This is a genomic window from Pseudomonas pergaminensis (assembly GCF_024112395.2).
Taxonomy (GTDB): domain Bacteria; phylum Pseudomonadota; class Gammaproteobacteria; order Pseudomonadales; family Pseudomonadaceae; genus Aquipseudomonas; species Aquipseudomonas pergaminensis.
On record NZ_CP078013.2, the window covers coordinates 5,907,858 to 5,929,440 of the forward strand.

27 protein-coding genes are annotated in these 21,583 nt (G+C 57.0%); 3 read left to right on the forward strand and 24 right to left on the reverse strand.

Annotated elements, in window-relative coordinates; all coding sequences use genetic code 11:
• Positions 1 to 134: 134 nt before the first annotated feature.
• Positions 135 to 1,094, reverse strand: coding sequence for a GlxA family transcriptional regulator (locus KUA23_RS26880; protein WP_252993127.1), 960 nt, complete (start codon positions 1,092 to 1,094; stop codon positions 135 to 137).
• A 96-nt stretch (positions 1,095 to 1,190) separates the two neighbouring features.
• On the opposite strand from KUA23_RS26880, the gene KUA23_RS26885 reads away from it, so the two are divergent.
• Positions 1,191 to 1,742: a cysteine hydrolase family protein gene (locus KUA23_RS26885; protein WP_214498365.1), complete on the forward strand. Its 552-nt coding sequence runs from the start codon at positions 1,191 to 1,193 to the stop codon at positions 1,740 to 1,742.
• Between the two features lie 29 nt (positions 1,743 to 1,771).
• On the opposite strand, the gene tam is transcribed toward KUA23_RS26885, so the two are convergent.
• The gene (tam, locus tag KUA23_RS26890) at positions 1,772 to 2,533 is read right to left on the reverse strand and encodes a trans-aconitate 2-methyltransferase (protein ID WP_252993128.1); all 762 of its coding nucleotides are present in this window, start codon (positions 2,531 to 2,533) and stop codon (positions 1,772 to 1,774) included.
• Positions 2,534 to 2,634: 101 nt separating this feature from the next.
• On the opposite strand from tam, the gene KUA23_RS26895 reads away from it, so the two are divergent.
• The gene (locus KUA23_RS26895) at positions 2,635 to 3,552 is read left to right on the forward strand and encodes a LysR family transcriptional regulator (RefSeq protein WP_252993129.1); all 918 of its coding nucleotides are present in this window, start codon (positions 2,635 to 2,637) and stop codon (positions 3,550 to 3,552) included.
• Between the two features lie 596 nt (positions 3,553 to 4,148).
• Here KUA23_RS26895 and KUA23_RS26900 read toward each other — a convergent pair.
• The 3 genes from KUA23_RS26900 to KUA23_RS26910 form a co-directional block, all read right to left on the reverse strand.
• Positions 4,149 to 5,299 (reverse strand): IS3 family transposase gene (locus tag KUA23_RS26900; protein WP_100490110.1). Its coding sequence is split into 2 segments (ribosomal slippage): positions 4,149 to 5,065 and positions 5,065 to 5,299, totalling 1,152 coding nucleotides; the frame shifts between segments, so codons are not numbered across the junction.
• A 289-nt stretch (positions 5,300 to 5,588) separates the two neighbouring features.
• Positions 5,589 to 6,104 carry a single-stranded DNA-binding protein gene (locus KUA23_RS26905; protein ID WP_003232445.1) on the reverse strand — a complete coding sequence of 172 codons (516 nt, stop codon included), beginning with the start codon at positions 6,102 to 6,104 and terminating at the stop codon, positions 5,589 to 5,591.
• Positions 6,105 to 6,113: 9 nt separating this feature from the next.
• Positions 6,114 to 7,508 (reverse strand): MFS transporter, encoded by a 1,395-nt coding sequence (locus KUA23_RS26910; RefSeq protein ID WP_078050397.1) that lies wholly within the window; start codon positions 7,506 to 7,508, stop codon positions 6,114 to 6,116.
• 178 nt (positions 7,509 to 7,686) lie between these two features.
• Here KUA23_RS26910 and uvrA point away from each other — a divergent pair, with 178 nt between their 5' ends.
• The gene (gene uvrA, locus KUA23_RS26915; protein ID WP_025857202.1) at positions 7,687 to 10,521 is read left to right on the forward strand and encodes an excinuclease ABC subunit UvrA; all 2,835 of its coding nucleotides are present in this window, start codon (positions 7,687 to 7,689) and stop codon (positions 10,519 to 10,521) included.
• 66 nt (positions 10,522 to 10,587) lie between these two features.
• Here uvrA and bfr read toward each other — a convergent pair whose 3' ends face one another.
• The 19 genes from bfr to rplN all read right to left on the reverse strand — a co-directional run bounded on the left by bfr (position 10,588) and on the right by rplN (position 21,573).
• A complete protein-coding gene (gene bfr, locus KUA23_RS26920) occupies positions 10,588 to 11,052 on the reverse strand; it encodes a bacterioferritin (protein ID WP_033900044.1) in 465 nt (154 codons plus the stop codon).
• A gap of 155 nt (positions 11,053 to 11,207) precedes the next feature.
• Positions 11,208 to 12,656, reverse strand: coding sequence for a catalase (locus KUA23_RS26925; protein WP_078050398.1), 1,449 nt, complete (start codon positions 12,654 to 12,656; stop codon positions 11,208 to 11,210).
• Between the two features lie 238 nt (positions 12,657 to 12,894).
• Positions 12,895 to 13,281 (reverse strand): 50S ribosomal protein L17, encoded by a 387-nt coding sequence (gene rplQ, locus KUA23_RS26930; RefSeq protein ID WP_007918448.1) that lies wholly within the window; start codon positions 13,279 to 13,281, stop codon positions 12,895 to 12,897.
• 41 nt (positions 13,282 to 13,322) lie between these two features.
• Positions 13,323 to 14,324 carry a DNA-directed RNA polymerase subunit alpha gene (locus tag KUA23_RS26935; protein ID WP_003176403.1) on the reverse strand — a complete coding sequence of 334 codons (1,002 nt, stop codon included), beginning with the start codon at positions 14,322 to 14,324 and terminating at the stop codon, positions 13,323 to 13,325.
• A 22-nt stretch (positions 14,325 to 14,346) separates the two neighbouring features.
• Positions 14,347 to 14,967: a 30S ribosomal protein S4 gene (rpsD, locus tag KUA23_RS26940; protein WP_003176404.1), complete on the reverse strand. Its 621-nt coding sequence runs from the start codon at positions 14,965 to 14,967 to the stop codon at positions 14,347 to 14,349.
• Between the two features lie 18 nt (positions 14,968 to 14,985).
• The gene (rpsK, locus tag KUA23_RS26945) at positions 14,986 to 15,375 is read right to left on the reverse strand and encodes a 30S ribosomal protein S11 (RefSeq protein ID WP_002555466.1); all 390 of its coding nucleotides are present in this window, start codon (positions 15,373 to 15,375) and stop codon (positions 14,986 to 14,988) included.
• 30 nt (positions 15,376 to 15,405) lie between these two features.
• On the reverse strand, positions 15,406 to 15,762 hold the full coding sequence (gene rpsM / locus KUA23_RS26950) for a 30S ribosomal protein S13 (protein ID WP_076964124.1): 357 nt from the start codon (positions 15,760 to 15,762) through the stop codon (positions 15,406 to 15,408).
• 129 nt (positions 15,763 to 15,891) lie between these two features.
• Positions 15,892 to 16,008 (reverse strand): 50S ribosomal protein L36, encoded by a 117-nt coding sequence (rpmJ, locus tag KUA23_RS26955; protein WP_002555468.1) that lies wholly within the window; start codon positions 16,006 to 16,008, stop codon positions 15,892 to 15,894.
• Between the two features lie 28 nt (positions 16,009 to 16,036).
• On the reverse strand, positions 16,037 to 17,365 hold the full coding sequence (gene secY / locus KUA23_RS26960) for a preprotein translocase subunit SecY (RefSeq protein WP_003194637.1): 1,329 nt from the start codon (positions 17,363 to 17,365) through the stop codon (positions 16,037 to 16,039).
• Positions 17,366 to 17,803 carry a 50S ribosomal protein L15 gene (gene rplO, locus KUA23_RS26965; protein WP_003176407.1) on the reverse strand — a complete coding sequence of 146 codons (438 nt, stop codon included), beginning with the start codon at positions 17,801 to 17,803 and terminating at the stop codon, positions 17,366 to 17,368. It lies immediately after the preceding gene.
• Between the two features lie 3 nt (positions 17,804 to 17,806).
• Entirely contained in the window at positions 17,807 to 17,983 is a 177-nt protein-coding gene (gene rpmD, locus KUA23_RS26970) for a 50S ribosomal protein L30 (RefSeq protein WP_003176408.1), read from the reverse strand.
• A gap of 2 nt (positions 17,984 to 17,985) precedes the next feature.
• Entirely contained in the window at positions 17,986 to 18,486 is a 501-nt protein-coding gene (gene rpsE, locus KUA23_RS26975; RefSeq protein ID WP_003176409.1) for a 30S ribosomal protein S5, read from the reverse strand.
• A gap of 3 nt (positions 18,487 to 18,489) precedes the next feature.
• Positions 18,490 to 18,840 (reverse strand): 50S ribosomal protein L18, encoded by a 351-nt coding sequence (gene rplR, locus KUA23_RS26980; protein WP_003186037.1) that lies wholly within the window; start codon positions 18,838 to 18,840, stop codon positions 18,490 to 18,492.
• Between the two features lie 10 nt (positions 18,841 to 18,850).
• The gene (gene rplF, locus KUA23_RS26985) at positions 18,851 to 19,384 is read right to left on the reverse strand and encodes a 50S ribosomal protein L6 (RefSeq protein WP_003194640.1); all 534 of its coding nucleotides are present in this window, start codon (positions 19,382 to 19,384) and stop codon (positions 18,851 to 18,853) included.
• Between the two features lie 12 nt (positions 19,385 to 19,396).
• Entirely contained in the window at positions 19,397 to 19,789 is a 393-nt protein-coding gene (rpsH, locus tag KUA23_RS26990) for a 30S ribosomal protein S8 (RefSeq protein WP_010566853.1), read from the reverse strand.
• Positions 19,790 to 19,997: 208 nt separating this feature from the next.
• Positions 19,998 to 20,303, reverse strand: coding sequence for a 30S ribosomal protein S14 (rpsN, locus tag KUA23_RS26995; protein WP_003176414.1), 306 nt, complete (start codon positions 20,301 to 20,303; stop codon positions 19,998 to 20,000).
• Positions 20,304 to 20,316: 13 nt separating this feature from the next.
• Positions 20,317 to 20,856: a 50S ribosomal protein L5 gene (gene rplE / locus KUA23_RS27000; protein WP_003194642.1), complete on the reverse strand. Its 540-nt coding sequence runs from the start codon at positions 20,854 to 20,856 to the stop codon at positions 20,317 to 20,319.
• Positions 20,857 to 20,878: 22 nt separating this feature from the next.
• Positions 20,879 to 21,193 (reverse strand): 50S ribosomal protein L24, encoded by a 315-nt coding sequence (rplX, locus tag KUA23_RS27005; protein WP_007896770.1) that lies wholly within the window; start codon positions 21,191 to 21,193, stop codon positions 20,879 to 20,881.
• Between the two features lie 11 nt (positions 21,194 to 21,204).
• Entirely contained in the window at positions 21,205 to 21,573 is a 369-nt protein-coding gene (gene rplN, locus KUA23_RS27010) for a 50S ribosomal protein L14 (RefSeq protein ID WP_002555479.1), read from the reverse strand.
• Positions 21,574 to 21,583: the final 10 nt, after the last annotated feature.

Here is a 21,583-nt window from a genome sequence, read left to right on the forward strand (position 1 = left end):
AAGGTTGCAGGGATCAGGCCAAGGCTATTTCGCAGAAGATGGTTTTCGAATCAAGCAGTTGCCCGAACACCGATGGCAGTTGGCCTGCCTCATTCTGCACGACGTTGCGTTGGTGTCGCGGCGTTCTGCACGATTCAGACGCCAAAACGGCTGCGGTAATCGCTGGGCGCCAGGCCGGTGATTTTCTTGAAGGTGGCGCGGAAGGCGCTGGGGTCCTGATAACCCACGGTCCAGGCGATATGGTCAATGGTGCCATTGGTGAACTCAAGCATCTGCCGCGCCTTGCCCACACGCAGGTGCTGGCAGTACTCGGTGGGTTTCAAACCGGTGGCATTGCGAAAACGCCGCAGGAACGTACGCTCTTCCAGGCCTGCCTCTTGGGCCATCGCCGCCACGCAAACCTCCACTGCACCACTGGCCTGCAACCAGTGCTGAACTTTGAGGATGGCTGCATCACCGTGGCCGAGAATCGGCGCAAAGTTGCTGCCGCACTGGCTGGCACTGTCACTGTGCTCGATCACCAGGAAACGCGCCGTATCGGCCGCGATGCTGGGGCCCATCAGGCGGTCGACCAGGCGCAGGCCAAGTTCGGACCAGGCCATCAAGCCGGCGGTGGTGATCAGGTCGCCGTCATCGACGATCGGCTTATCCGCCTCCAAGCGTACGGCCGGGAAGCGGGCTGCGAAGGATTTGGCGGAGGACCAGTGGGTGGTGGCGCCGCGGCCATCAAGCAATCCACTGCGCGCCAGCATGATCGAGCCAATACACACGCCACCCAGCACAGTGCCCGCCGCGTGTTGCTGACGAAGCCATTCCAGTAACGCAGGGGGCGCCTGGTCTTCGGTAAACTCCCCAATCGAGGGCGGCACCAGCACGGCCATCATCGGTTGATCCGGGCCGGGGTGGCTGCTGAATGCGCGCACCGGTGTGCCGGTCGCGTCCACCTGCCAATGGCTGACCCGCAGCAGCGGCAACTGCGCGGATTGATGCTCGGCGGCAATGCGGTTGGCTACGCCGAACAGGTCGGTCAGGCCATGCACGGCCGCCAGTTGCGCACCTTGGTAGATCAACACGCCCAGCTCAACAACGACCATTGTCAGTTTTCCCCCTGTTATTGTCGGTGCAGCCAATCCCAGGTGCAGGCGCCAGCTAAGATACTGAGCCCATCAACCCATCACGAGGCAACACACATGGCCAAGCAAGCGCTCATCCTAATCGATATCCAGAACGACTACTTCCCCCAGGGCAAGTGGCCACTCGCCGGCGTGGACGCCGCGGCAGACAAGGCCGCGCAGGTGTTGCAGGCATTCCGGCAGGCGGGCGATGCGGTGATTCACGTGCGTCATGAGTTCACCTCCGAGGATGCGCCGTTCTTCACTCCGGGTTCCGAGGGTGCGCACCTGCATAGCAAGGTGTCGAACGAGGGCAGTGAGCCGGTGGTGCTCAAGCACTTCGTGAATGCGTTTCGCGAGACCAACCTGCGCGCCCTGCTGGAACAACGCAGCATCACGGAACTGGTGGTGGTCGGCAGCATGAGTCACATGTGCATCGACGCGGTGGTACGGGCGGCAGCGGACTTGGGCTACAAGGTCACGCTGATCCATGACGCCTGCGCCACGCGAGATCTGGAGTTCAATGGCAAGGTGATCCCGGCGGCGCAGGTGCATGACGCTTATATGGCATCACTGGCGTTCGGCTATGCAACCGTCGTGTCGACCGATGAATTCCTCGCCCCCGTGTAGGAGGCTGCCGGCAATAGCGTCGTTACGGCCTACGCAGTGGCGATGATGAACAGGCGCGGAAAGGGCAACAGCACGGTGCCATCGGCCAGTGCTGGGTAAGCCTGAGTAATCCGCGCCTGGTATTCCTGTAGGAAGGCAGCTTTTTCGCTGTCATCCAAAGGCGCGAGGAATGGCCTCAGTGCCGAAGCCTTGAACCACTCCACCACCGCCGCGTGATCCGCCAACGGATGCAAATACGTGGTACGCCACACATCGACACTGCTGCAATGCTGACTCAGCAGCTCGTAGTAGTAACCCGCCGCATGGCGTTCATTGTGTTTGACCGCGCCGATCTTGGTAGACCAAGGCCCATCAGCGGCGACTTCGCGGGCCAGCCGGTGGGCGGGCTCGTCGAGGTTGTCCGGCGTTTGCACCGCCAGCGTACCGCCCGGTGTCAGTTGGCGGACCAGGTGCGGGTACAACGCTGCGTGATCGGGCAGCCATTGCAGCGACGCATTGGCCAGGATCACATCGAAGGCTTGCGTCGGGTGCCACACCCCGATATCCGCCAGTTCAAAATTCAGCGCCGGCAGCCGTTTGCGGGCGTCGACCAGCATGTCATCGGAGCTGTCCATGCCGGTGACGTGGGCCCGTGGATAGCGCTCGGCCAGTACTTCGGTGGAGTTGCCGGGGCCGCAGCCCAGGTCGACGGCAGTATGCACCTCAGTATTCGGAATAGCCGCGACCAGGTCACGGACGGGACGGGTGCGCTGCTGTTCGAACATCGTGTATTGCTTGGCTGACCAGGTCATCACGGCTTTCCTTCTTTTTGAGGTTGGCTACAGCCTAATTCTTGAGAGCCATGAGAACAAATGCCAGGATTGGAGCCCTCCCATACCTGAAAAGTATCCCTATGCTGGAGCTTCGCCAACTCAAGGCCTTCGTCGCCATCGCCGAAGAAGGCTACATCACCCGTGCCGCCGAACGCCTGGGCATGCAGCAGCCACCGTTGACCCGAATGCTGCAAAGCCTCGAAGCCGAGTTGGGCGTGGTGTTGATGGAGCGCTTGCCCCGTGGCGTGCGCCCTACGACTGCCGGGCTCGCCTTGCTGGACGAAGCGCGGGAGATGCTCGCCCAAGCCGAAGGGATTGCAGAGGTAGTACGCCGCGCGGCGCGCGGTGAACGCGGGCGGCTGGCGATCGGCTTCACCAGTTCGGCGGCACTGCATCCCTTCGTGCCGAGCGTGCTGCGGCTGTTTCGTGAAACCTTTGTCGGCGTCACCGTGGTGTTGGAGGAAGCCGGTACCGGCGAACTGCTGGACGCGCTGGCGCACGAGAAACTCGACGCGGCGTTTATCCGTTCGCCGCTCAGCGGGACGCAGTCGCTGCAGGACGAACCGATCCTGGTGGAGCCCATGCTGCTGGCGCTGCCGACGGACCACCCGCTGGCAAGCGACTTCGCATCCCCCCTGCCCTTGGCGGCCTTGGCGACCGAGTCCTTCGTGCTGTATCGCCGTCGCGTGGGCCAGGGGTTGTATGACGCGATCCTGGTGGCCTGCCGCGAAGCCGGGTTCAGCCCGCAGGTGGTGCAGGAAGCGCCGCGCATGACCGCGACACTGAGCCTGGTAGCGGCTGGGCTTGGGGTCTCCATCGTGCCGGCATCGATGCAGCGGTTGCGCGGTGACGGCATTGTTTATCGGGAGTTGACGGAGTGCCGGAGCCTGGTGGCGCCGTTGCATTTGGCGACGCGGATTGGGGATGGCTCGGCGGTGTTACAACGGTTCAAGGACATGGTCGTCACCGCCGCGTCGACTGAAGCGGATCACGGGTAATAAAAAACCCCCCGTGGCCTGAGCCAACGGGGGTTTTGTGCGTTCCGGGTGTTAAACCTTAAAATGGTTATGCCTACCTCAAAACAGCAAGCATCGCGATTTATCTTTGGAAATCAAGCAGTAGGCTGTGTAGACAGCACTTCTGTTCAGTTTTTTGTCAATAAATCGGATCTTTTACGCGTATTTGTTTACATCTCGTCTTGCGAATGAGATGTGGCGGTCATGGGAACAGGAGGAATAGATTAATGAAGCGACTGTCCTTGAAAAAGGGGAACCGCCGCATGGGACGGGTCCCGATGGGTAGTTAAGCGATGCGGTGATGCGAAGGTTGGGTGGCTGTTTATTTGAGTAGACCAGCTCTCTACCGTGTCAGCCGATCTCAAGACCGACTAGCAAGAATTTGTATTCTTAACAGAGGACGCAGGATCGTCAACAAAAAACTTAAAAAATGAAAATAGACACCCGCTTCGCGAGCCTACTCGCCATCCGAAACTAGTCAATTCGGACTCATGAGGTGACAGGCAGATCGGCCAACAGCAGCCTCTCATAAGCGTACGCATTTGTAGTGGTCAACTCATTGAATCGCCCCGGATTCTCTAGACACCTTGCAAGCTCATTGCGTAACGCTTTTCAAACTCTACCGGTGACAGCTGATTGTTGAAACCATGGCGGCGTTTTACGTTGTAGAACATCTCGATGTAATCGAACACATCACTACGAGCATCTTCCCGCGTGATGTAGATTTTTCGCTTGATCCGTTCCCGTTTTAGAAGCTGGAAAAAGCTCTCGGCCACGGCGTTGTCATGACAGTTGCCTCGGCGACTCATGCTGGCAACCAAATTGTTTGCGCTCAAAAAGCTGCGCCAGTCGGAGCTGCTGTACTGGCTGCCCTGGTCGGAATGAACCATCACCTCTTGCTTCGGTTTACGCCTCCAAACCGCCATCAACAACGCATCAATAGCCAAATCACTGGTCATCTGCGCCTTCATTGACCAGCCAACGACCTGACGAGAAAACAGATCCAGCACCACCGCCAAATACAACCAGCCTTCATACGTACGAATGTAGGTGATGTCGGTGACCCAAACCTTGTTGGGTTCCACGACATCGAACTGGCGCTTCAGCAAATTGGGTGAGGCGACCGCTGGCTTACCGCCGTACTTTCCAGGGCGGCGTCGATAACCTGTCTGAGAGCGCAGCCCTTCAAGACGCATCAGCCTTGCCACGCGATGGCGCCCGCAAACTTCACCGACCTCGCGCAGATCGTCATGGATTTTGCGATAGCCATAAACGCCGCCACTTTCCAGCCATGAATGCTTGATCAAACCCAGCAGTCGCTGGTTGTCTTTGGCGCGTGCAGATTGCGGCTCAGACAACCAGGCGTAATAGCCACTTGGATGGACTTTCAGCGTCAGGCAAAGCCGTCGAATGGAATAGTCGCCGGCTCGCTGCTTGATAAAGGCGTACTTCAACCGCACTCCTTGGCAAAGTACGCGGCGGCCTTTTTTAAGATATCTCGCTCTTCAGTGACGCGCTTGAGCTCCGCTCGCAGACGACGCAGTTCAGCGTGTTGATCATCGTCTTGCTGTCGTTCTTCTAGAGGTTTGCTGTAGCGCTTTATCCAGGCATAGAGGCTATGCGTCGACACACCAAGACGTGCTGCCACCTCAGCGACAGGCAGCTTCTTTTCGGCCACTTGATTGACCGCTTGGATTTTGAATTCTTCGGGATAACGTGGGTTGCTCATGGCACCTCCTAATTGGCCTCAGTTTAAGGCAAAGAGGTGTCTACGAAACCCGAGGCGATTCAAATAAGGGCGCACCAGAGGCCAGTGCTATCAGCACAGGCAAGCGCTCCCCAGAGCTCAAGACAATCATCTTTATCGCATACGGATTCAGAGTCATTTGTTTACACCCTTGAGAGGTAAACACTTAACAAATGTAGCTCTTAATCCGCAAAAATCTGTAACCAATAAAAAAGCGAAGCCAAATCAATGGCTTCGCTTCTAATGTTTACGGTTCTGAAAAAGCTGCGGTTCAGAACGGGATATCGTCATCAAAGCTGTCGAAATCCGGCGCTGGCTGCGGCGCGGCCTGCTGTGGCGCTGGACGCGACTCACGCTGTGGCTGCTGGCTTGGCTGCGGACGCGACTGCTGTGGACGCGGTGCCGAGTTGGACATGCCGCCCTGGCCCTGTTGGTCGCCCTGTGGACGGCCGCCCAGCAGTTGCATGGTGCCTTGCATGTCGACCACGATTTCGGTGGTGTAACGCTTGATGCCGTCTTTTTCCCACTCGCGGGTCTGCAGCTTGCCTTCGATGTACACCTGCGAACCTTTGCGCAGGTACTCACCGGCGATCTCTGCGACCTTGCCGAACATCGACACACGGTGCCATTCGGTTTTCTCGACCTTCTGGCCGGTCTGCTTGTCGGTCCACTGTTCGCTGGTCGCCAGACTCAGGTTGGTCACGGCGTTACCGTTAGGCAAGTAGCGAACTTCGGGATCCTGGCCGCATGTACCGACCAATATGACTTTGTTAACCCCACGGGCCATAACGTTCTCCTAGGCTGGGCGCGCTGTCGGCACTGGGTTGACCAGTTGCTCGAGCGTCGCGCGATCCAATAATTCGGTGTCCAATTTGATGTAGATGGCGGCTTCTTCAGCGACAACCACGGCATCGGTAACCCCTGTAACGGCCTTAAGGCGCTCGACCAGACCGGCTTCGCGGATCGCTTCAGGCGATAACGGCAAACGCAGACTCGTCACATAGGGAGGTTCGCGCATGGTAACAGCAAAGGCTAGCCAGAGGGCAGCCAGACCTGCGCATCCAAGAAACACAACCGACAAACCGCCATGCTGGAACATCCAGCCACCCATGATGCCGCCCAGTGCAGAACCCAGAAACTGGCTGGTGGAATACACACCCATCGCCGTCCCTTTGCCGCCGGCCGGTGAAACTTTGCTGATCAGCGAAGGCAACGAAGCCTCCAGCAGGTTGAACGCGGTGAAAAACACCACCGTGCCGATTACCAGCGCCCGCAGGCTGTCGCCGAACTGCCAGAAGAATAGCTCAGTGAGCATCAGCGTCGCGACGGCGCCGAGCAGGATTCGTTTCATTTTGCGTTTTTTCTCGCCATAGATAATGAACGGGATCATGGCGAAGAACGAAATCAACAAGGCGGTGAGGTACACCCACCAGTGCTGCTCCTTGGGCAGGCCGGCTTTTTCCACCAGCGCCAGGGGCAAGGCGACGAAGCTGCACATCAGCATTGCGTGCAACACGAAGATACCCAAATCCAGGCGCAGCAGGTCCGGGTGCTTGAGCGTTGGCAGCAATGCCTGGCGGGCGACGCCGGACTCGCGGTGCTGCAACGTGCCGGTAGAACGAGGCACCATAAAGGCCACGATCACGATACCGAACAACGCCATGCCACCAGTGGCCAGGAACAGCCCGTGCAGGCCGAACGCGCGGGTCAGCAAGGGCCCGACCACCATCGCCACGGCAAACGACAGGCCGATGGTCATGCCGATCATGGCCATGGCCTTGGTGCGGTGTTGCTCGCGGGTCAGGTCGGACAGCAACGCCATGACTGCCGCGGAAATCGCACCGGCGCCTTGCAGGATACGCCCGGCAATCACACCCCAGATCGAATCGGACTGCGCGGCGAGCACGCTGCCCAGCGCGAACACGATCAGCCCCAGGTAGATCACCGGACGGCGGCCAATGCGGTCGGAAATGATCCCGAACGGGATCTGGAAAATCGCCTGGGTCAGGCCATAGGCGCCAATTGCCAAGCCGATCAATGCCGGGGTCGCACCTGCGAGATCCATCCCATAGGTCGCCAGCACTGGCAACACCATAAACATGCCCAGCATACGGAAGGCGAACACCAGGGCCAGACCGCTTGCCGCTCGGGTCTCGCCGCTACTCATGCGTTCGCTGTGGGGATCGTGCATGGAAAAACCTCGTGTGAACCGGCGGCGATTCTACCAGTCCCATCGATTGAGAGGGTATATGCGGCGCTTTGCCGCGCAGCTTTCATGTAAGGCTGCAAGCGGCCTTTTGACAGTGTATATTCATCCAGTCTTTAGCCGTATACTCCGGCATTATTTACGCCCGCCGTGCGAGGCCATCTTGGACAAGATCCTGATTCGTGGGGCTAGAACCCACAACCTGAAGAACATCGACCTGACCCTGCCCCGGGACAAACTGATCGTCATCACCGGCTTGTCCGGGTCCGGCAAGTCGTCCCTGGCGTTCGACACGCTGTACGCCGAAGGCCAGCGTCGTTATGTGGAATCGCTGTCGGCCTATGCCCGCCAGTTCCTGTCGATGATGGAAAAGCCCGACGTCGACACCATTGAAGGCCTGTCGCCGGCGATCTCCATCGAGCAGAAGTCGACCTCCCATAACCCGCGCTCCACCGTGGGCACCATTACCGAAATCTACGACTACCTGCGCCTGCTGTATGCACGCGTCGGTATTCCGCGTTGCCCGGACCACGACATTCCACTGGAAGCCCAGACCGTCAGCCAGATGGTCGACCTGGTGCTGGCCCAGCCGGAAGGCGCCAAGCTGATGCTGCTGGCGCCGGTGATCCGTGAGCGCAAGGGCGAACACCTTTCCGTCTTCGAAGAGTTGCGCGCCCAAGGTTTCGTGCGCGCGCGGATCAACGGCAAGCTGTATGAGCTGGACGAAGCGCCGAAGCTCGACAAGCAGAAGAAACACTCTATTGATGTGGTCGTTGATCGTTTCAAAGTGCGTGCCGATCTGCAGCAGCGCCTGGCGGAATCCTTTGAAACCGCGTTGAAGCTGGCGGACGGCATTGCCCTGGTGGCGCCGATGGATGACGAGCCGGGCGAAGAGATCATCTTCTCCGCGCGCTTTGCCTGCCCGATCTGTGGCCATGCCATCAGCGAGCTGGAACCCAAGCTGTTTTCCTTCAACAACCCAGCCGGCGCCTGCCCGACCTGTGATGGCCTGGGGGTGAAGCAGTTCTTCGACATCAAGCGCCTGGTCAACGGTGACCTGACGTTGGCGGAGGGTGCCATACGCGGCTGGGACAGGCGCAACGTCTATTACTTCCAAATGCTGGGGTCGTTGGCGTCGCACTATAAATTCAGCCTGGAAGTGCCGTTCAACCAACTGCCGGCAGACCAGCAGAAGGTTATCCTCAACGGCAGCGGTTCGCAGAACGTGGACTTCAAGTACCTGAACGACCGTGGAGATATCGTCAAGCGTTCACACCCGTTCGAAGGCATCGTGCCGAACCTCGAGCGTCGCTACCGTGAGACCGAGTCGGCCAGCGTGCGCGAAGAGTTGGCGAAATTCCTCAGCACCCAGCCCTGCCCGGATTGCCGTGGCACCCGCCTGCGTCGTGAGGCGCGGCATGTATGGGTGGGCGAGAAGACATTGCCAGCAGTGACCAACCTACCGATCGGCGATGCCTGTGAGTACTTTGGTGTACTCAAGCTTACCGGTCGCCGTGGCGAAATCGCTGACAAGATCCTCAAGGAAATCCGCGAGCGCTTGCAGTTCCTGGTCAACGTTGGCTTGGATTACCTGTCGCTGGATCGCAGTGCCGACACCTTGTCCGGCGGCGAAGCTCAACGCATTCGATTGGCCAGCCAGATTGGTGCTGGCCTTGTGGGTGTGTTGTACATCCTCGATGAACCGTCGATTGGCTTGCACCAGCGCGACAACGACCGCCTGCTAGGCACGTTGAAACATCTGCGGGATATCGGCAACACGGTGATTGTGGTCGAGCACGATGAAGACGCAATCCGCCTGGCGGACTACGTGGTCGACATTGGCCCGGGTGCGGGTGTGCATGGCGGACATATCGTCGCCGAGGGCACGCCTGCCGAAGTCATGGCTCATCCCGATTCGCTGACCGGCAAATACCTGTCCGGTCGTGTGAAGATCGAAGTACCGGCCAAACGTACCCCGCGCAACAAGAAGCTGGCACTGCACCTCAAGGGCGCGCGTGGCAACAACTTGCGCAATGTCGACCTGGAAATTCCGCTAGGTCTGCTGACCTGCGTGACCGGGGTTTCCGGCTCGGGCAAATCGACACTGATCAACAACACGCTGTTCCCCTTGAGTGCCACCGCGCTGAATGGCGCGACCACCCTGGAAGCCGCGGCCCATGACAGCATCAAAGGCCTGGAGCATCTGGACAAGGTGGTCGATATCGACCAGAGCCCGATTGGCCGTACACCACGCTCCAACCCGGCAACCTACACCGGTTTGTTCACGCCGATTCGCGAGCTGTTTGCGGGTGTTCCGGAATCCCGTTCACGGGGTTACGGGCCGGGCAGGTTCTCGTTCAACGTCAAGGGTGGTCGCTGTGAAGCATGTCAAGGCGATGGCCTGATCAAAGTAGAGATGCACTTTCTCCCGGACATCTACGTGCCGTGCGATGTGTGCAAGAGCAAGCGCTACAACCGCGAGACCCTGGAGATCAAATACAAGGGCAAGAGCATCCACGAAACCCTCGAGATGACCATCGAGGAAGCGCGGGTGTTCTTCGACGCAGTCCCGGCGCTGGCGCGCAAGCTGCAGACGCTGATGGACGTAGGCTTGTCGTACATCAAGCTGGGGCAATCGGCGACCACGCTGTCAGGTGGTGAGGCGCAGCGGGTGAAGCTGTCCCGCGAGCTGTCCAAGCGCGATACCGGCAAGACCCTGTATATCCTCGATGAGCCGACCACCGGCCTGCACTTCGCGGATATCCAGCAGCTGCTGGACGTGTTGCACCGCCTGCGCGACCACGGCAACACGGTGGTGGTGATCGAGCACAACCTTGATGTGATCAAGACCGCGGATTGGCTGGTCGACCTGGGGCCGGAAGGCGGCTCCAAGGGCGGCCAGATCATCGCGGTTGGCACGCCGGAGCAGGTCTCCGAAATGCCGCAGTCGCACACCGGTTACTACTTGAAACCCTTGCTGGAACGCGACCGGGCCTGACTTATTCAGGCCCAATGAAAAGCCCCTGTCACTTTACGGTGACAGGGGCTTTTTCGTAGCCGGGAATCAGAACTGCGATTGCAGGTAATTCTCCAGGCCGATCAACTTGATCAGGCCCAACTGCTTTTCAAGCCAGTAGGTGTGATCTTCTTCGGTGTCGTTCAACTGCACCCGCAGGATTTCACGGGTGACGAAGTCGCTGTGCTGCTCACAGAGCTCGATGCCCTTGCAGAGCGCGGCACGGACCTTGTACTCAAGACGCAGGTCGGCGGCGAGCATGTCAGGTACCGTGGTGCCCACATCCAGGTCATCGGGACGCATGCGCGGCGTGCCCTCGAGCATGAGGATACGGCGCATCAGTGCGTCGGCGTGCTGTGCCTCTTCTTCCATCTCGTGGTTGATACGCTCATAGAGCTCGGTAAAGCCCCAGTCTTCGTACATGCGCGAGTGGATGAAATATTGGTCACGAGCAGCCAGTTCGCCCGTCAGCAACGTGTTGAGGTAATCGATTACGTCGGGGTGACCTTGCATCGCCCTACATCTCCCTGCTTGAAAGTCTGTAGTTTGAACCATGATGACTCGAAGGTCACGGGACCAACGGCAGAAAAGTGAAGATTTCCGGAGAAAAGTAGCTGAAATAACGCAAAAACCGCCCAAATGAGGGCGGTTCTGCTTATCGTTTAGAGTTAGTTAAGCGATACACCCAGTGCCTTTGCGATTGCTTCTCCATAAGCAGGATCTGCCTTGTAGAAGTGCTGCAACTGACGCTGGACGACATCACTGGAAACCCCACCCATCGCACCGGCGATGTTACTGGTGAGCAACGCTTTCTGCTCATCGTTCATCAGGCGGAACAGCGCACCGGCGTGGCTGTAGTAATCGGTGTCTTCCCGGTGATCGTAACGATCAGCCGCACCGCTCAAGGCCAAAGCAGGCTCAGCGTACTGCGGTGCCTGTTTCGGTGCATCCGCGTAGCTGTTCGGCTCGTAGTTAGGCGCCGCACCGCCATTGCTGCCAAATGCCATCGAACCATCACGCTGGTAGCTGTTCACCGGGCTACGTGGAGCGTTGACCGGCAGTTGCTGGTGGTTGGTGCCAACACGGTAGCGGTGAGCATCGGCATATGCAAACACGCGGCCTTGCAGCATACGGTCTGGTGACAGACCTACACCTGGAACCATGTTGCTAGGACCGAACGCAGCCTGTTCCACCTCTGCGAAGTAGTTTTGCGGGTTGCGGTTCAGCTCCAGCTCGCCGACTTCGATCAACGGGAATTCTTTCTGCGACCAGGTCTTGGTCACGTCGAATGGATTCTCGTAATGAGCGTTGGCCTGGGCCTCGGTCATGATCTGAATGCAGACGCGCCATTTCGGAAAATCACCGCGCTCGATTGCACCAAACAAATCGCGCTGAGCGTAATCAGGGTCAGTACCGGCCAGGCGTGCAGCTTCGGCCGGCGCCAGGTTCTTGATGCCCTGCTTGGTCTTGTAGTGCCACTTGACCCAGTGACGCTCGCCGGCGGCGTTGATCAGGCTGTAGGTGTGGCTGCCGAAGCCGTGCATGTGACGGTACCCATCGGGGATGCCACGGTCCGAGAACAGAATGGTGACCTGGTGCAGCGCCTCAGGAGAGTGCGACCAAAAGTCCCACATCATTTGCGCACTCTTCAGGTTGCTTTGCGGCAGGCGCTTCTGAGTGTGAATAAAGTCCGGGAACTTCAATGGGTCGCGAATGAAGAACACAGGGGTGTTGTTACCCACGATGTCCCAGTTGCCTTCTTCGGTGTAGAACTTCAGGGCAAAGCCACGTGGATCGCGCTCGGTGTCAGCCGAACCACGCTCACCGCCTACGGTAGAAAACCGCAGGAAGGTCGGGGTTTGCTTGCCGACGGACTCAAACAGCTTGGCGCTGGTGTACTGCGTAATGTCTTGGGTAACGGTGAAGGTGCCATAGGCGCCCGAGCCCTTGGCGTGTACACGGCGCTCAGGAATGTTTTCACGGTTGAAGTGGGCAAGCTTCTCGATCAGATGAAAATCGTCGAGCAGCAGCGGGCCACGCGGGCCGGCGGAGCGGGAATTCTGGTTGTCCGCAACGGGAGCGCCGCTGGCGGTGGTAAGGATTTTATTCTGACTCATGCTCAATTTCCCTCAGGTCGGACTTGGAACTGCCGGCTAATCGGCTTGGAGGAAGTATTGATCATCAATATGACGTCTACAAATTCATTAAATTGTAGGCGTCGATAGAGAATAACTACCAGACTCCCCAGCTTTCATAGTGCCGACCACAACCCGTGGGCGCTTGTACAAATCGCGCTTTTGTTACGCGCACAAAAAACCGGGCACTAGGCCCGGTTCTTCGTTACAGCTTGTCGTCTTACTCGGCGCTTACAGCTTCGCCGGCAGTAGCACGATCAACCAACTCGACGTACGCCATAGGCGCGTTGTCGCCAGTGCGGAAACCGCACTTGAGGATGCGCAGGTAGCCACCCTCACGGGTAGCGTAACGCTTGCCCAGGTCGTTGAAGAGCTTACCAACGATAGCTTTCGAACGAGTACGGTCGAAAGCCAGACGGCGGTTAGCCAGGCTGTCTGTCTTGGCCAAAGTGATCAGCGGCTCAGCAACGCGACGCAGTTCTTTAGCTTTCGGCAGTGTAGTTTTGATCAGCTCGTGCTCGAACAGCGACACCGCCATGTTTTGGAACATGGCCTTGCGGTGCGAGCTGGTACGGCTCAGGTGACGACCACTTTTACGATGACGCATGGTTCATTCCTTACCAAACTCACGTTCGGTGATTACGACGATCAGGCAGTCGCCTTGTCGTCCTTCTTAAGACTTGCAGGCGGCCAGTTGTCGAGGCGCATGCCGAGGGACAGACCGCGGGAGGCCAGAACGTCCTTGATTTCAGTCAAGGATTTCTTGCCCAGGTTCGGAGTCTTCAACAGTTCTACTTCGGTACGCTGAATCAGGTCGCCGATGTAGTAAATGTTTTCCGCCTTAAGGCAGTTAGCCGAACGTACAGTCAGTTCCAGATCGTCAACCGGGCGAAGCAGGATCGGATCGATCTCGTCTTCCTGCTCGATTACCACTGGTTCGCTGTCACCTTTGAGGTCGACGAACGCAGCCAACTGCTGTTGCAGAATGGTTGCAGCGCGGCGAATAGCCTCTTCAGGATCCAGAGTACCGTTGGTTTCCAGATCAATAACCAGCTTGTCCAGGTTAGTACGCTGCTCGACACGGGCGTTTTCCACCACGTATGCGATACGGCGAACCGGGCTGAACGAAGAGTCAAGCTGCAAGCGACCAATGCTGCGGCTTTCGTCTTCATCGCTCTGACGCGAGTCGGCCGGTTCATAACCACGACCACGAGCTACGGTGAGCTTCATGTTCAGGGCGCCGTTAGACGCCAGGTTAGCGATTACGTGATCGGGGTTAACGATCTCGACATCATGATCCAGCTGAATATCGGCAGCGGTAACCACCCCCGAACCCTTCTTCGACAAGGTCAGCGTAACTTCGTCACGGCCGTGCAGCTTGATAGCCAGACCTTTAAGGTTCAACAGGATTTCAATTACGTCTTCCTGTACACCTTCGATGGCGCTGTACTCGTGGAGCACACCGTCAATCTCGGCCTCGACTACTGCACAGCCGGGCATTGAGGACAACAGGATGCGGCGCAGCGCGTTGCCCAGGGTGTGGCCAAAACCACGCTCGAGAGGCTCGAGAGTAATTTTGGCGCGGGTTGGACTGACAACCTGCACATCAATGTGGCGGGGTGTCAGGAACTCATTTACCGAAATCTGCATGGATGCACCTATTTTCTAGCCCTTACTTGGAGTAGAGCTCGACAATCAGGCTTTCGTTGATGTCGGCGGACAGATCACTGCGAGCAGGAACGTTCTTGAAAACGCCCGACTTCTTCTCAGTGTCTACTTCTACCCATTCTACGCGGCCACGTTGGGCACACAGATCGAGAGCTTGGACAATGCGAAGTTGGTTTTTTGCTTTCTCGCGAACTGCGACCACGTCACCAGCACGAACCTGGTAGGACGGAACGTTTACGGTCTGACCGTTAACGCTGATCGACTTGTGCGATACCAGCTGACGGGATTCGGCACGAGTCGAACCAAAGCCCATACGGTATACAACGTTGTCCAGACGGCATTCGAGCAGTTGCAGCAGGTTTTCACCGGTTGCACCTTTTTTGCCAGCAGCTTCTTTATAGTAGCCGCTGAACTGACGCTCGAGAACGCCGTAGATACGACGGACCTTCTGCTTTTCACGCAGTTGGGTGCCGTAATCGGACTGGCGACCGCGGCGTTGGCCGTGGATACCAGGTGCTGCTTCAATGTTGCACTTCGATTCGATCGCGCGCACGCCGCTCTTCAGGAAGAGATCGGTGCCTTCGCGACGAGCGAGTTTGCATTTTGGACCAATGTAACGAGCCATTCTTTACAATCTCCTGGATTACACGCGGCGCTTCTTCGGCGGACGGCACCCGTTGTGCGGGATTGGCGTCACGTCGGTGATGCTGGCGATCTTATAGCCACAGCCGTTCAAAGCACGGACAGCAGACTCACGACCTGGACCTGGACCTTTGACGTTAACGTCGAGGTTTTTCAGGCCATATTCCAGCGCAGCTTGGCCAGCACGTTCAGCAGCTACTTGAGCAGCAAACGGGGTGGACTTGCGGGAACCGCGGAAACCCGAACCACCGGAGGTAGCCCAAGAAAGCGCGTTACCTTGACGGTCGGTGATGGTCACGATGGTGTTGTTAAAAGAAGCATGGATGTGGGCGATGCCATCAACCACTGTCTTTTTAACTTTTTTACGAGGACGAGCAGCAGGTTTTGCCATGATAATTTTCCTGTCGATTCGCTGGGGCGATTACTTGCGGATCGGCTTACGCGGACCTTTACGGGTACGCGCGTTAGTCTTGGTACGCTGACCGCGTACTGGAAGACCACGACGATGACGCAGACCGCGATAGCAACCGAGGTCCATCAAACGCTTGATTTTCATGTTGATTTCACGGCGCAGGTCACCTTCAGTGGTGAACTTCGCCACTTCGCCACGCAGCGATTCAATCTGCTCGTCGCTCAGATCCTTGATCTTAGCGGCTGGGTTTACCCCAGCAACTGCGCAAATTTTCTGCGCAGTAGTGCGACCAACACCATAGATGTAGGTCAGCGAGATAACAGTGTGCTTGTTATCTGGAATGTTAACGCCTGCAATACGGGCCATTCAGTGGGACTCCAATTGACAGCTACCTACGCCCCGGAAGCCAAGAAATAGGGCGCGAGATAATATCGCTGTAATAACAAATAATCAACCCGGCAGCGCACTAGCTGCCGGGCTTCAAGCGGATCACACTCAGCCTTGGCGCTGTTTGTGACGCGGTTCCGCGCTGCAAATTACTCGAACAACACCTTCGCGGCGAATAATCTTGCAGTTACGGCACAGCTTTTTCACCGATGCACGAACTTTCATCACCAACTCCTCGAACCTTATGGGGTACTCAGCGCAACATGCCGCTGCCGTAGCCCTTCAGGTTGGCTTTCTTCATCAGGGATTCGTACTGGTGCGAAACGAGGTGCGATTGTACTTGGGACATGAAGTCCATCACAACCACGACCACGATCAGCAACGAGGTCCCGCCAAGGTAGAACGGAACGTTTGCTGCAACCACCAGGAACTGGGGCAACAAGCACACGGCCGTCATATATAGAGCACCGAACAGGGTCAAACGAGTCAGAACGCCATCAATGTAGCGCGCAGACTGCTCACCTGGACGGATGCCCGGAATAAAGGCACCGGACTTCTTCAGGTTTTCCGCTACGTCTTTCGGATTGAACATCAACGCCGTATAGAAGAAGCAGAAGAAAATAATCCCTGCACTAAACAGCAGAATATTCAACGGCTGACCAGGAGCGATCGACTGAGAGAGGTCCTGCAGCCAGCCCATATTTTCAGACTGACCAAACCAGGTACCCAACGAAGCCGGAAACAGCAAAATGCTGCTCGCGAAAATTGCCGGAATAACACCGGCCATATTCACTTTCAGCGGCAAGTGGCTTGTCTGCGCAGCAAAAACCTTACGGCCCTGCTGACGCTTGGCGTAGTGAACAGCAATACGACGCTGGCCACGCTCAATGAACACCACAAAACCGATAATCGCTACTGCCAGCAAACCGATGGCAACCAAGGCGAAAATATTGATATCACCCTGACGCGCAGACTCGAAAGACTGCCCAATCGCTCTCGGAAGACCGGCGACGATACCTGCGAAAATCAACATCGAGATACCGTTACCAACACCACGCTCAGTAATCTGCTCACCCAGCCACATCATGAACATCGCACCAGCCACAAACGTGGATACCGCGACGAAATGGAAGCCAAAGTCACCAGTGAACGCAACGCCCTGCCCGGCCAGGCCAACGGACATGCCGATAGCTTGAACCAGGGCGAGGACGACAGTGCCGTAGCGGGTGTACTGGCTAATCTTGCGACGGCCAGCTTCACCTTCCTTCTTCAACTGCTCCAGCTGCGGGCTGACGGCGGTCATCAGTTGCATGATGATCGATGCCGAAATGTACGGCATGATCCCCAGTGCAAAGATGCTCATCCGCTCCAGCGCGCCGCCGGAAAACATGTTGAACAAGCTAAGAATGGTCCCCTCATTCTGTCGAAACAGGTCTGCGAGTCGGTCCGGGTTGATACCTGGAACCGGGATGTGTGCGCCTATTCGGTAGACGATAATCGCCAGGAACAGAAAACGCAGACGAGCCCAAAGTTCAGACATACCGCCTTTGCCGAGCGCTGAGAGAGCACCTTGCTTAGCCATTTATTCCTCGAACTTGCCGCCAGCTGCTTCGATAGCCGAACGCGCACCTTTGGTGGCGCCGATTCCCTTGCCGATAGTGACAGCGCGAGTCACTTCACCGGACAGCATGATTTTCACACGCTGTACGTTGACGTTGATCACGTTGGCATCTTTCAGGGTCTGCACAGTAACGATGTCGCCTTCCACTTTAGCCAGCTCGGACAGACGCACTTCTGCGCGGTCCATGGCTTTCAGGGATACGAAACCGAACTTAGGCAGGCGACGATGCAGCGGCTGTTGACCGCCTTCAAAGCCTGGAGCGATGGTACCACCGGAGCGGGAGGTTTGACCTTTGTGGCCACGGCCACCAGTCTTACCCAAACCGCTACCGATACCACGGCCCGGACGATGCTTTTCGCGACGGGAACCCGGCGCTGGACTCAGATCATTGAGTTTCATCGATTAACCCTCTACACGCAGCATGTAGTAAGCCTTGTTGATCATCCCGCGATTCTCGGGAGTATCCTGGACTTCTACAGTGTGACCGATGCGACGCAGACCCAGACCTTTAACACACAGTTTGTGGTTAGGGATGCGGCCGGTCATGCTTTTGATCAGCGTTACTTTAACGGTAGCCATGATCAGAAGATCTCCTTGACAGTAAGGCCACGCTTGGCAGCGATGGACTCAGGAGATTGCATAGCTTTCAAACCTTTGAAAGTGGCGTGAACCACGTTTACAGGGTTAGTCGAGCCATAGCACTTGGCCAGAACGTTCTGAACGCCAGCAACTTCGAGGACAGCACGCATAGCGCCGCCAGCGATGATACCGGTACCTTCAGAAGCAGGCTGCATGTACACCTTCGAAGCGCCATGGGCCGACTTCATTGCGTACTGCAGAGTGGTGCCGTTCAGATCAACTTGGATCATGTTGCGACGAGCAGCTTCCATTGCCTTCTGGATCGCAGCAGGCACTTCACGTGACTTGCCACGGCCGAAGCCAACGCGCCCTTTACCATCACCAACCACGGTCAACGCGGTGAAAGTGAAGATACGGCCGCCTTTAACGGTTTTGGCTACGCGGTTAACTTGAACCAGCTTCTCAATGTAGCCTTCGTCGCGCTTTTGGTCGTTATTTGACATAACTTAGAACTCCAGCCCAGCTTCACGAGCAGCATCAGCCAGCGCTTTCACGCGACCGTGGTACTTGAAGCCAGAGCGGTCGAAAGCCACTTGCGAGACGCCAGCGGCCTTAGCACGCGTAGCGACCAGCTGGCCAACCTTTGTGGCCGCGTCGATGTTGCCAGTGGCACCATCACGCAGTTCTTTATCCAAAGTCGAGGCGCTTGCCAGGACTTTGTTGCCGTCGGCCGAGATGACCTGGGCGTAGATGTGCTGCGACGAGCGGAACACGCAGAGACGCACGACTTCGAGTTCGTGCATTTTCAGGCGTGCTTTGCGAGCGCGACGCAGTCGAGTAACTTTTTTGTCGGTCATTTGCTATGCCCTACTTCTTCTTGGCTTCTTTACGACGGACGACTTCGTCCGCGTAGCGCACACCTTTGCCTTTGTACGGCTCTGGTGGACGGAAGTCGCGGATCTCAGCGGCCACTTGACCTACCAGCTGCTTATCGATGCCCTTGATCAGGATATCGGTCTGGCTAGGGGTCTCAGCAGTGATGCCCGCTGGCAGTTCGTAATCCACAGGGTGCGAGAAGCCAAGGGCCAGGTTCAAAACCGTGCCTTTTGCTTGCGCTTTGTAACCAACACCGACCAGCTGGAGCTTACGCTCGAAGCCTTGGCTTACGCCTTGGACCATGTTGTTTACCAACGCACGCGTGGTACCGGCCATTGCGCGAGTTTGTTGATCGCCATTGCGAGCAGCGAAACGCAGCTCACCAGCTTCTTCAACGATCTCAACGGACGAATGGATGTTCAGTTCAAGAGTACCCTTGGCACCCTTCACCGAAAGCTGTTGGCCTGCGAATTTGACTTCGACACCGGCTGGCAGCTTAACGGGGTTCTTAGCGACGCGAGACATGCTTATCCCCCCTTAGAACACAGTGCAAAGAACTTCGCCGCCGACACCGGCAGCGCGCGCAGCACGATCCGTCATCACACCTTTGTTGGTGGAGACGATAGACACGCCCAGACCGCCACGAACTTTCGGCAGATCTTCAGCGGACTTGTACTGACGCAGGCCTGGACGGCTAACGCGCTTCACTTCCTCGATGACCGAACGGCCTTCGAAGTACTTCAGCTCGATGGACAGCAGTGGTTTGGTTTCGCTGCTGATCTGATAACCCGCAATGTAGCCTTCGTCTTTCAGGACTTTGGCAACAGCTACCTTCAACTTGGAAGATGGCATGCTTACGACGGACTTTTCAGCCATCTGGGCATTACGGATACGAGTTAGCATGTCCGCTAACGGGTCCTGCATACTCATGGGCTAGACGCTCCTAATACAAAAAAATTAGCCTTGCGGCTACATATGTCGCCGAGAATCTCCGGGCATAGAAAACACGGGCTCAGGCGAGCCGGGTATTCTAGACACACTCCGGAAATGAAACAAGCCCCAAAAGGGGCTTGTTCCAGATTCAAGGTCACCGGTGGTCGTTATCTTGCGATGCCGACCACCTGGACTCTGAAAGTACTTACCAGCTGGCTTTAACCAGACCTGGTACGTCACCACGCATTGCCGCTTCACGCAGTTTGTTACGGCCGAGGCCGAACTTGCGGTAAACGCCGTGTGGACGACCGGTCAGGCGGCAGCGGTTACGCATGCGCGAAGCGCTTGCGTCACGTGGCTGCTTCTGCAGAGCTACTGTAGCTTCCCAACGCGCTTCTGGACTTGCGTTCAGATCAACGATGATCGCTTTCAGTGCTGCACGCTTCTTGGCGTACTTGGCAACCGTGAGCTGACGCTTCAGCTCGCGGTTTTTCATGCTCATCTTGGCCATGGTCCTACTCCAATCAGTTGCGGAACGGGAATTTGAAAGCACGCAACAGGGCGCGACCTTCATCATCGTTCTTGGCAGTGGTGGTCAGGGTGATGTCCAGACCGCGGAGAGCATCGATCTTGTCGTAGTCGATTTCCGGGAAGATGATCTGCTCTTTCACGCCCATGCTGTAGTTACCACGACCATCGAAGGACTTGGCATTCAGGCCGCGGAAGTCGCGAACCCGAGGCAGGGAGATCGACAGCAGACGATCCAGGAATTCGTACATACGCTCACGGCGCAGAGTCACTTTGACGCCGATCGGCCAACCTTCACGGACTTTAAAGCCAGCGATGGATTTCCGAGCGTAAGTCACAACGACTTTTTGACCGGTGATCTTTTCCAGGTCAGCAACAGCGTGCTCGATGACTTTTTTGTCGCCGATCGCTTCGCCCAGACCCATGTTCAGGGTGATTTTGGTGACGCGCGGAACTTCCATCACGTTCCCGAGCTTAAGTTCTTCCTTAAGCTTGGGGGCGATTTCCTTCCGGTAAATCTCTTGTAGTCGTGCCATGGTCTTATCTACCTAGCAGTGTTCAAGCATCAACCGCTTTTTGGGTCGACTTGAAGACACGAATTTTCTTACCGTCTTCTACTTTGAAACCAACGCGGTCAGCCTTGTTGGTTTCGCCGTTGAAGATGGCGACGTTAGAAGCGTGCAATGGCGCTTCTTTCTCGACGATACCGCCCTGTACGCCCGACATCGGGTTAGGCTTGGTATGACGCTTGACCAGGTTCAGACCACCAACGACCAGACGGTCGTCAGCGAGAACCTTCAGCACCTTACCGCGCTTACCTTTGTCTTTGCCGGCGATCACGATGATCTCGTCGTCACGACGAATCTTTTGCATGTCGGATCTCCTTACAGCACTTCTGGGGCGAGCGAGACGATCTTCATGAACTTCTCAGTACGAAGTTCACGGGTCACTGGCCCAAAGATACGGGTGCCGATCGGCTCTTGCTTGTTGTTCAGAAGAACAGCAGCGTTGCCATCAAAGCGGATAATGGAGCCATCAGCACGGCGTACGCCGTGACGAGTGCGGACTACAACAGCAGTCATCACTTGGCCTTTTTTCACTTTACCGCGAGGAATTGCTTCCTTCACGGTAACTTTGATGATGTCACCGATACCAGCGTAACGACGATGGGAGCCACCCAGCACCTTGATGCACATAACACGGCGAGCGCCGCTGTTATCGGCCACATCGAGCATGGATTGAGTCTGAATCATATAATTTCTC

Bases quoted from the DNA above. Each gene is read 5' to 3' on its own strand.
- KUA23_RS26880 (WP_252993127.1), bottom strand. From the start codon at position 1,094: ATGGTCGTTGTTGAGCTGGGCGTGTTGATCTACCAAGGTGCGCAACTG.
- KUA23_RS26885 (WP_214498365.1), top strand. From the start codon at position 1,191: ATGGCCAAGCAAGCGCTCATCCTAATCGATATCCAGAACGACTACTTC.
- tam (WP_252993128.1), bottom strand. From the start codon at position 2,533: ATGACCTGGTCAGCCAAGCAATACACGATGTTCGAACAGCAGCGCACC.
- KUA23_RS26895 (WP_252993129.1), top strand. From the start codon at position 2,635: ATGCTGGAGCTTCGCCAACTCAAGGCCTTCGTCGCCATCGCCGAAGAA.
- KUA23_RS26905 (WP_003232445.1), bottom strand. From the start codon at position 6,104: ATGGCCCGTGGGGTTAACAAAGTCATATTGGTCGGTACATGCGGCCAG.
- KUA23_RS26910 (WP_078050397.1), bottom strand. From the start codon at position 7,508: ATGCACGATCCCCACAGCGAACGCATGAGTAGCGGCGAGACCCGAGCG.
- bfr (WP_033900044.1), bottom strand. From the start codon at position 11,052: ATGCAAGGTCACCCCGACGTAATCGATTACCTCAACACGTTGCTGACG.
- KUA23_RS26925 (WP_078050398.1), bottom strand. From the start codon at position 12,656: ATGAGTCAGAATAAAATCCTTACCACCGCCAGCGGCGCTCCCGTTGCG.
- rplQ (WP_007918448.1), bottom strand. From the start codon at position 13,281: ATGCGTCATCGTAAAAGTGGTCGTCACCTGAGCCGTACCAGCTCGCAC.
- KUA23_RS26935 (WP_003176403.1), bottom strand. From the start codon at position 14,324: ATGCAGATTTCGGTAAATGAGTTCCTGACACCCCGCCACATTGATGTG.
- rpsD (WP_003176404.1), bottom strand. From the start codon at position 14,967: ATGGCTCGTTACATTGGTCCAAAATGCAAACTCGCTCGTCGCGAAGGC.
- rpsK (WP_002555466.1), bottom strand. From the start codon at position 15,375: ATGGCAAAACCTGCTGCTCGTCCTCGTAAAAAAGTTAAAAAGACAGTG.
- rpsM (WP_076964124.1), bottom strand. From the start codon at position 15,762: ATGGCCCGTATTGCAGGCGTTAACATTCCAGATAACAAGCACACTGTT.
- rpmJ (WP_002555468.1), bottom strand. From the start codon at position 16,008: ATGAAAGTTCGTGCATCGGTGAAAAAGCTGTGCCGTAACTGCAAGATT.
- secY (WP_003194637.1), bottom strand. From the start codon at position 17,365: ATGGCTAAGCAAGGTGCTCTCTCAGCGCTCGGCAAAGGCGGTATGTCT.
- rplO (WP_003176407.1), bottom strand. From the start codon at position 17,803: ATGAAACTCAATGATCTGAGTCCAGCGCCGGGTTCCCGTCGCGAAAAG.
- rpmD (WP_003176408.1), bottom strand. From the start codon at position 17,983: ATGGCTACCGTTAAAGTAACGCTGATCAAAAGCATGACCGGCCGCATC.
- rpsE (WP_003176409.1), bottom strand. From the start codon at position 18,486: ATGTCAAATAACGACCAAAAGCGCGACGAAGGCTACATTGAGAAGCTG.
- rplR (WP_003186037.1), bottom strand. From the start codon at position 18,840: ATGACCGACAAAAAAGTTACTCGACTGCGTCGCGCTCGCAAAGCACGC.
- rplF (WP_003194640.1), bottom strand. From the start codon at position 19,384: ATGTCTCGCGTCGCTAAGAACCCCGTTAAGCTGCCAGCCGGTGTCGAA.
- rpsH (WP_010566853.1), bottom strand. From the start codon at position 19,789: ATGAGTATGCAGGACCCGTTAGCGGACATGCTAACTCGTATCCGTAAT.
- rpsN (WP_003176414.1), bottom strand. From the start codon at position 20,303: ATGGCCAAGATGAGCATGAAAAACCGCGAGCTGAAGCGTCAGCTCACG.
- rplE (WP_003194642.1), bottom strand. From the start codon at position 20,856: ATGGCACGACTACAAGAGATTTACCGGAAGGAAATCGCCCCCAAGCTT.
- rplX (WP_007896770.1), bottom strand. From the start codon at position 21,193: ATGCAAAAGATTCGTCGTGACGACGAGATCATCGTGATCGCCGGCAAA.
- rplN (WP_002555479.1), bottom strand. From the start codon at position 21,573: ATGATTCAGACTCAATCCATGCTCGATGTGGCCGATAACAGCGGCGCT.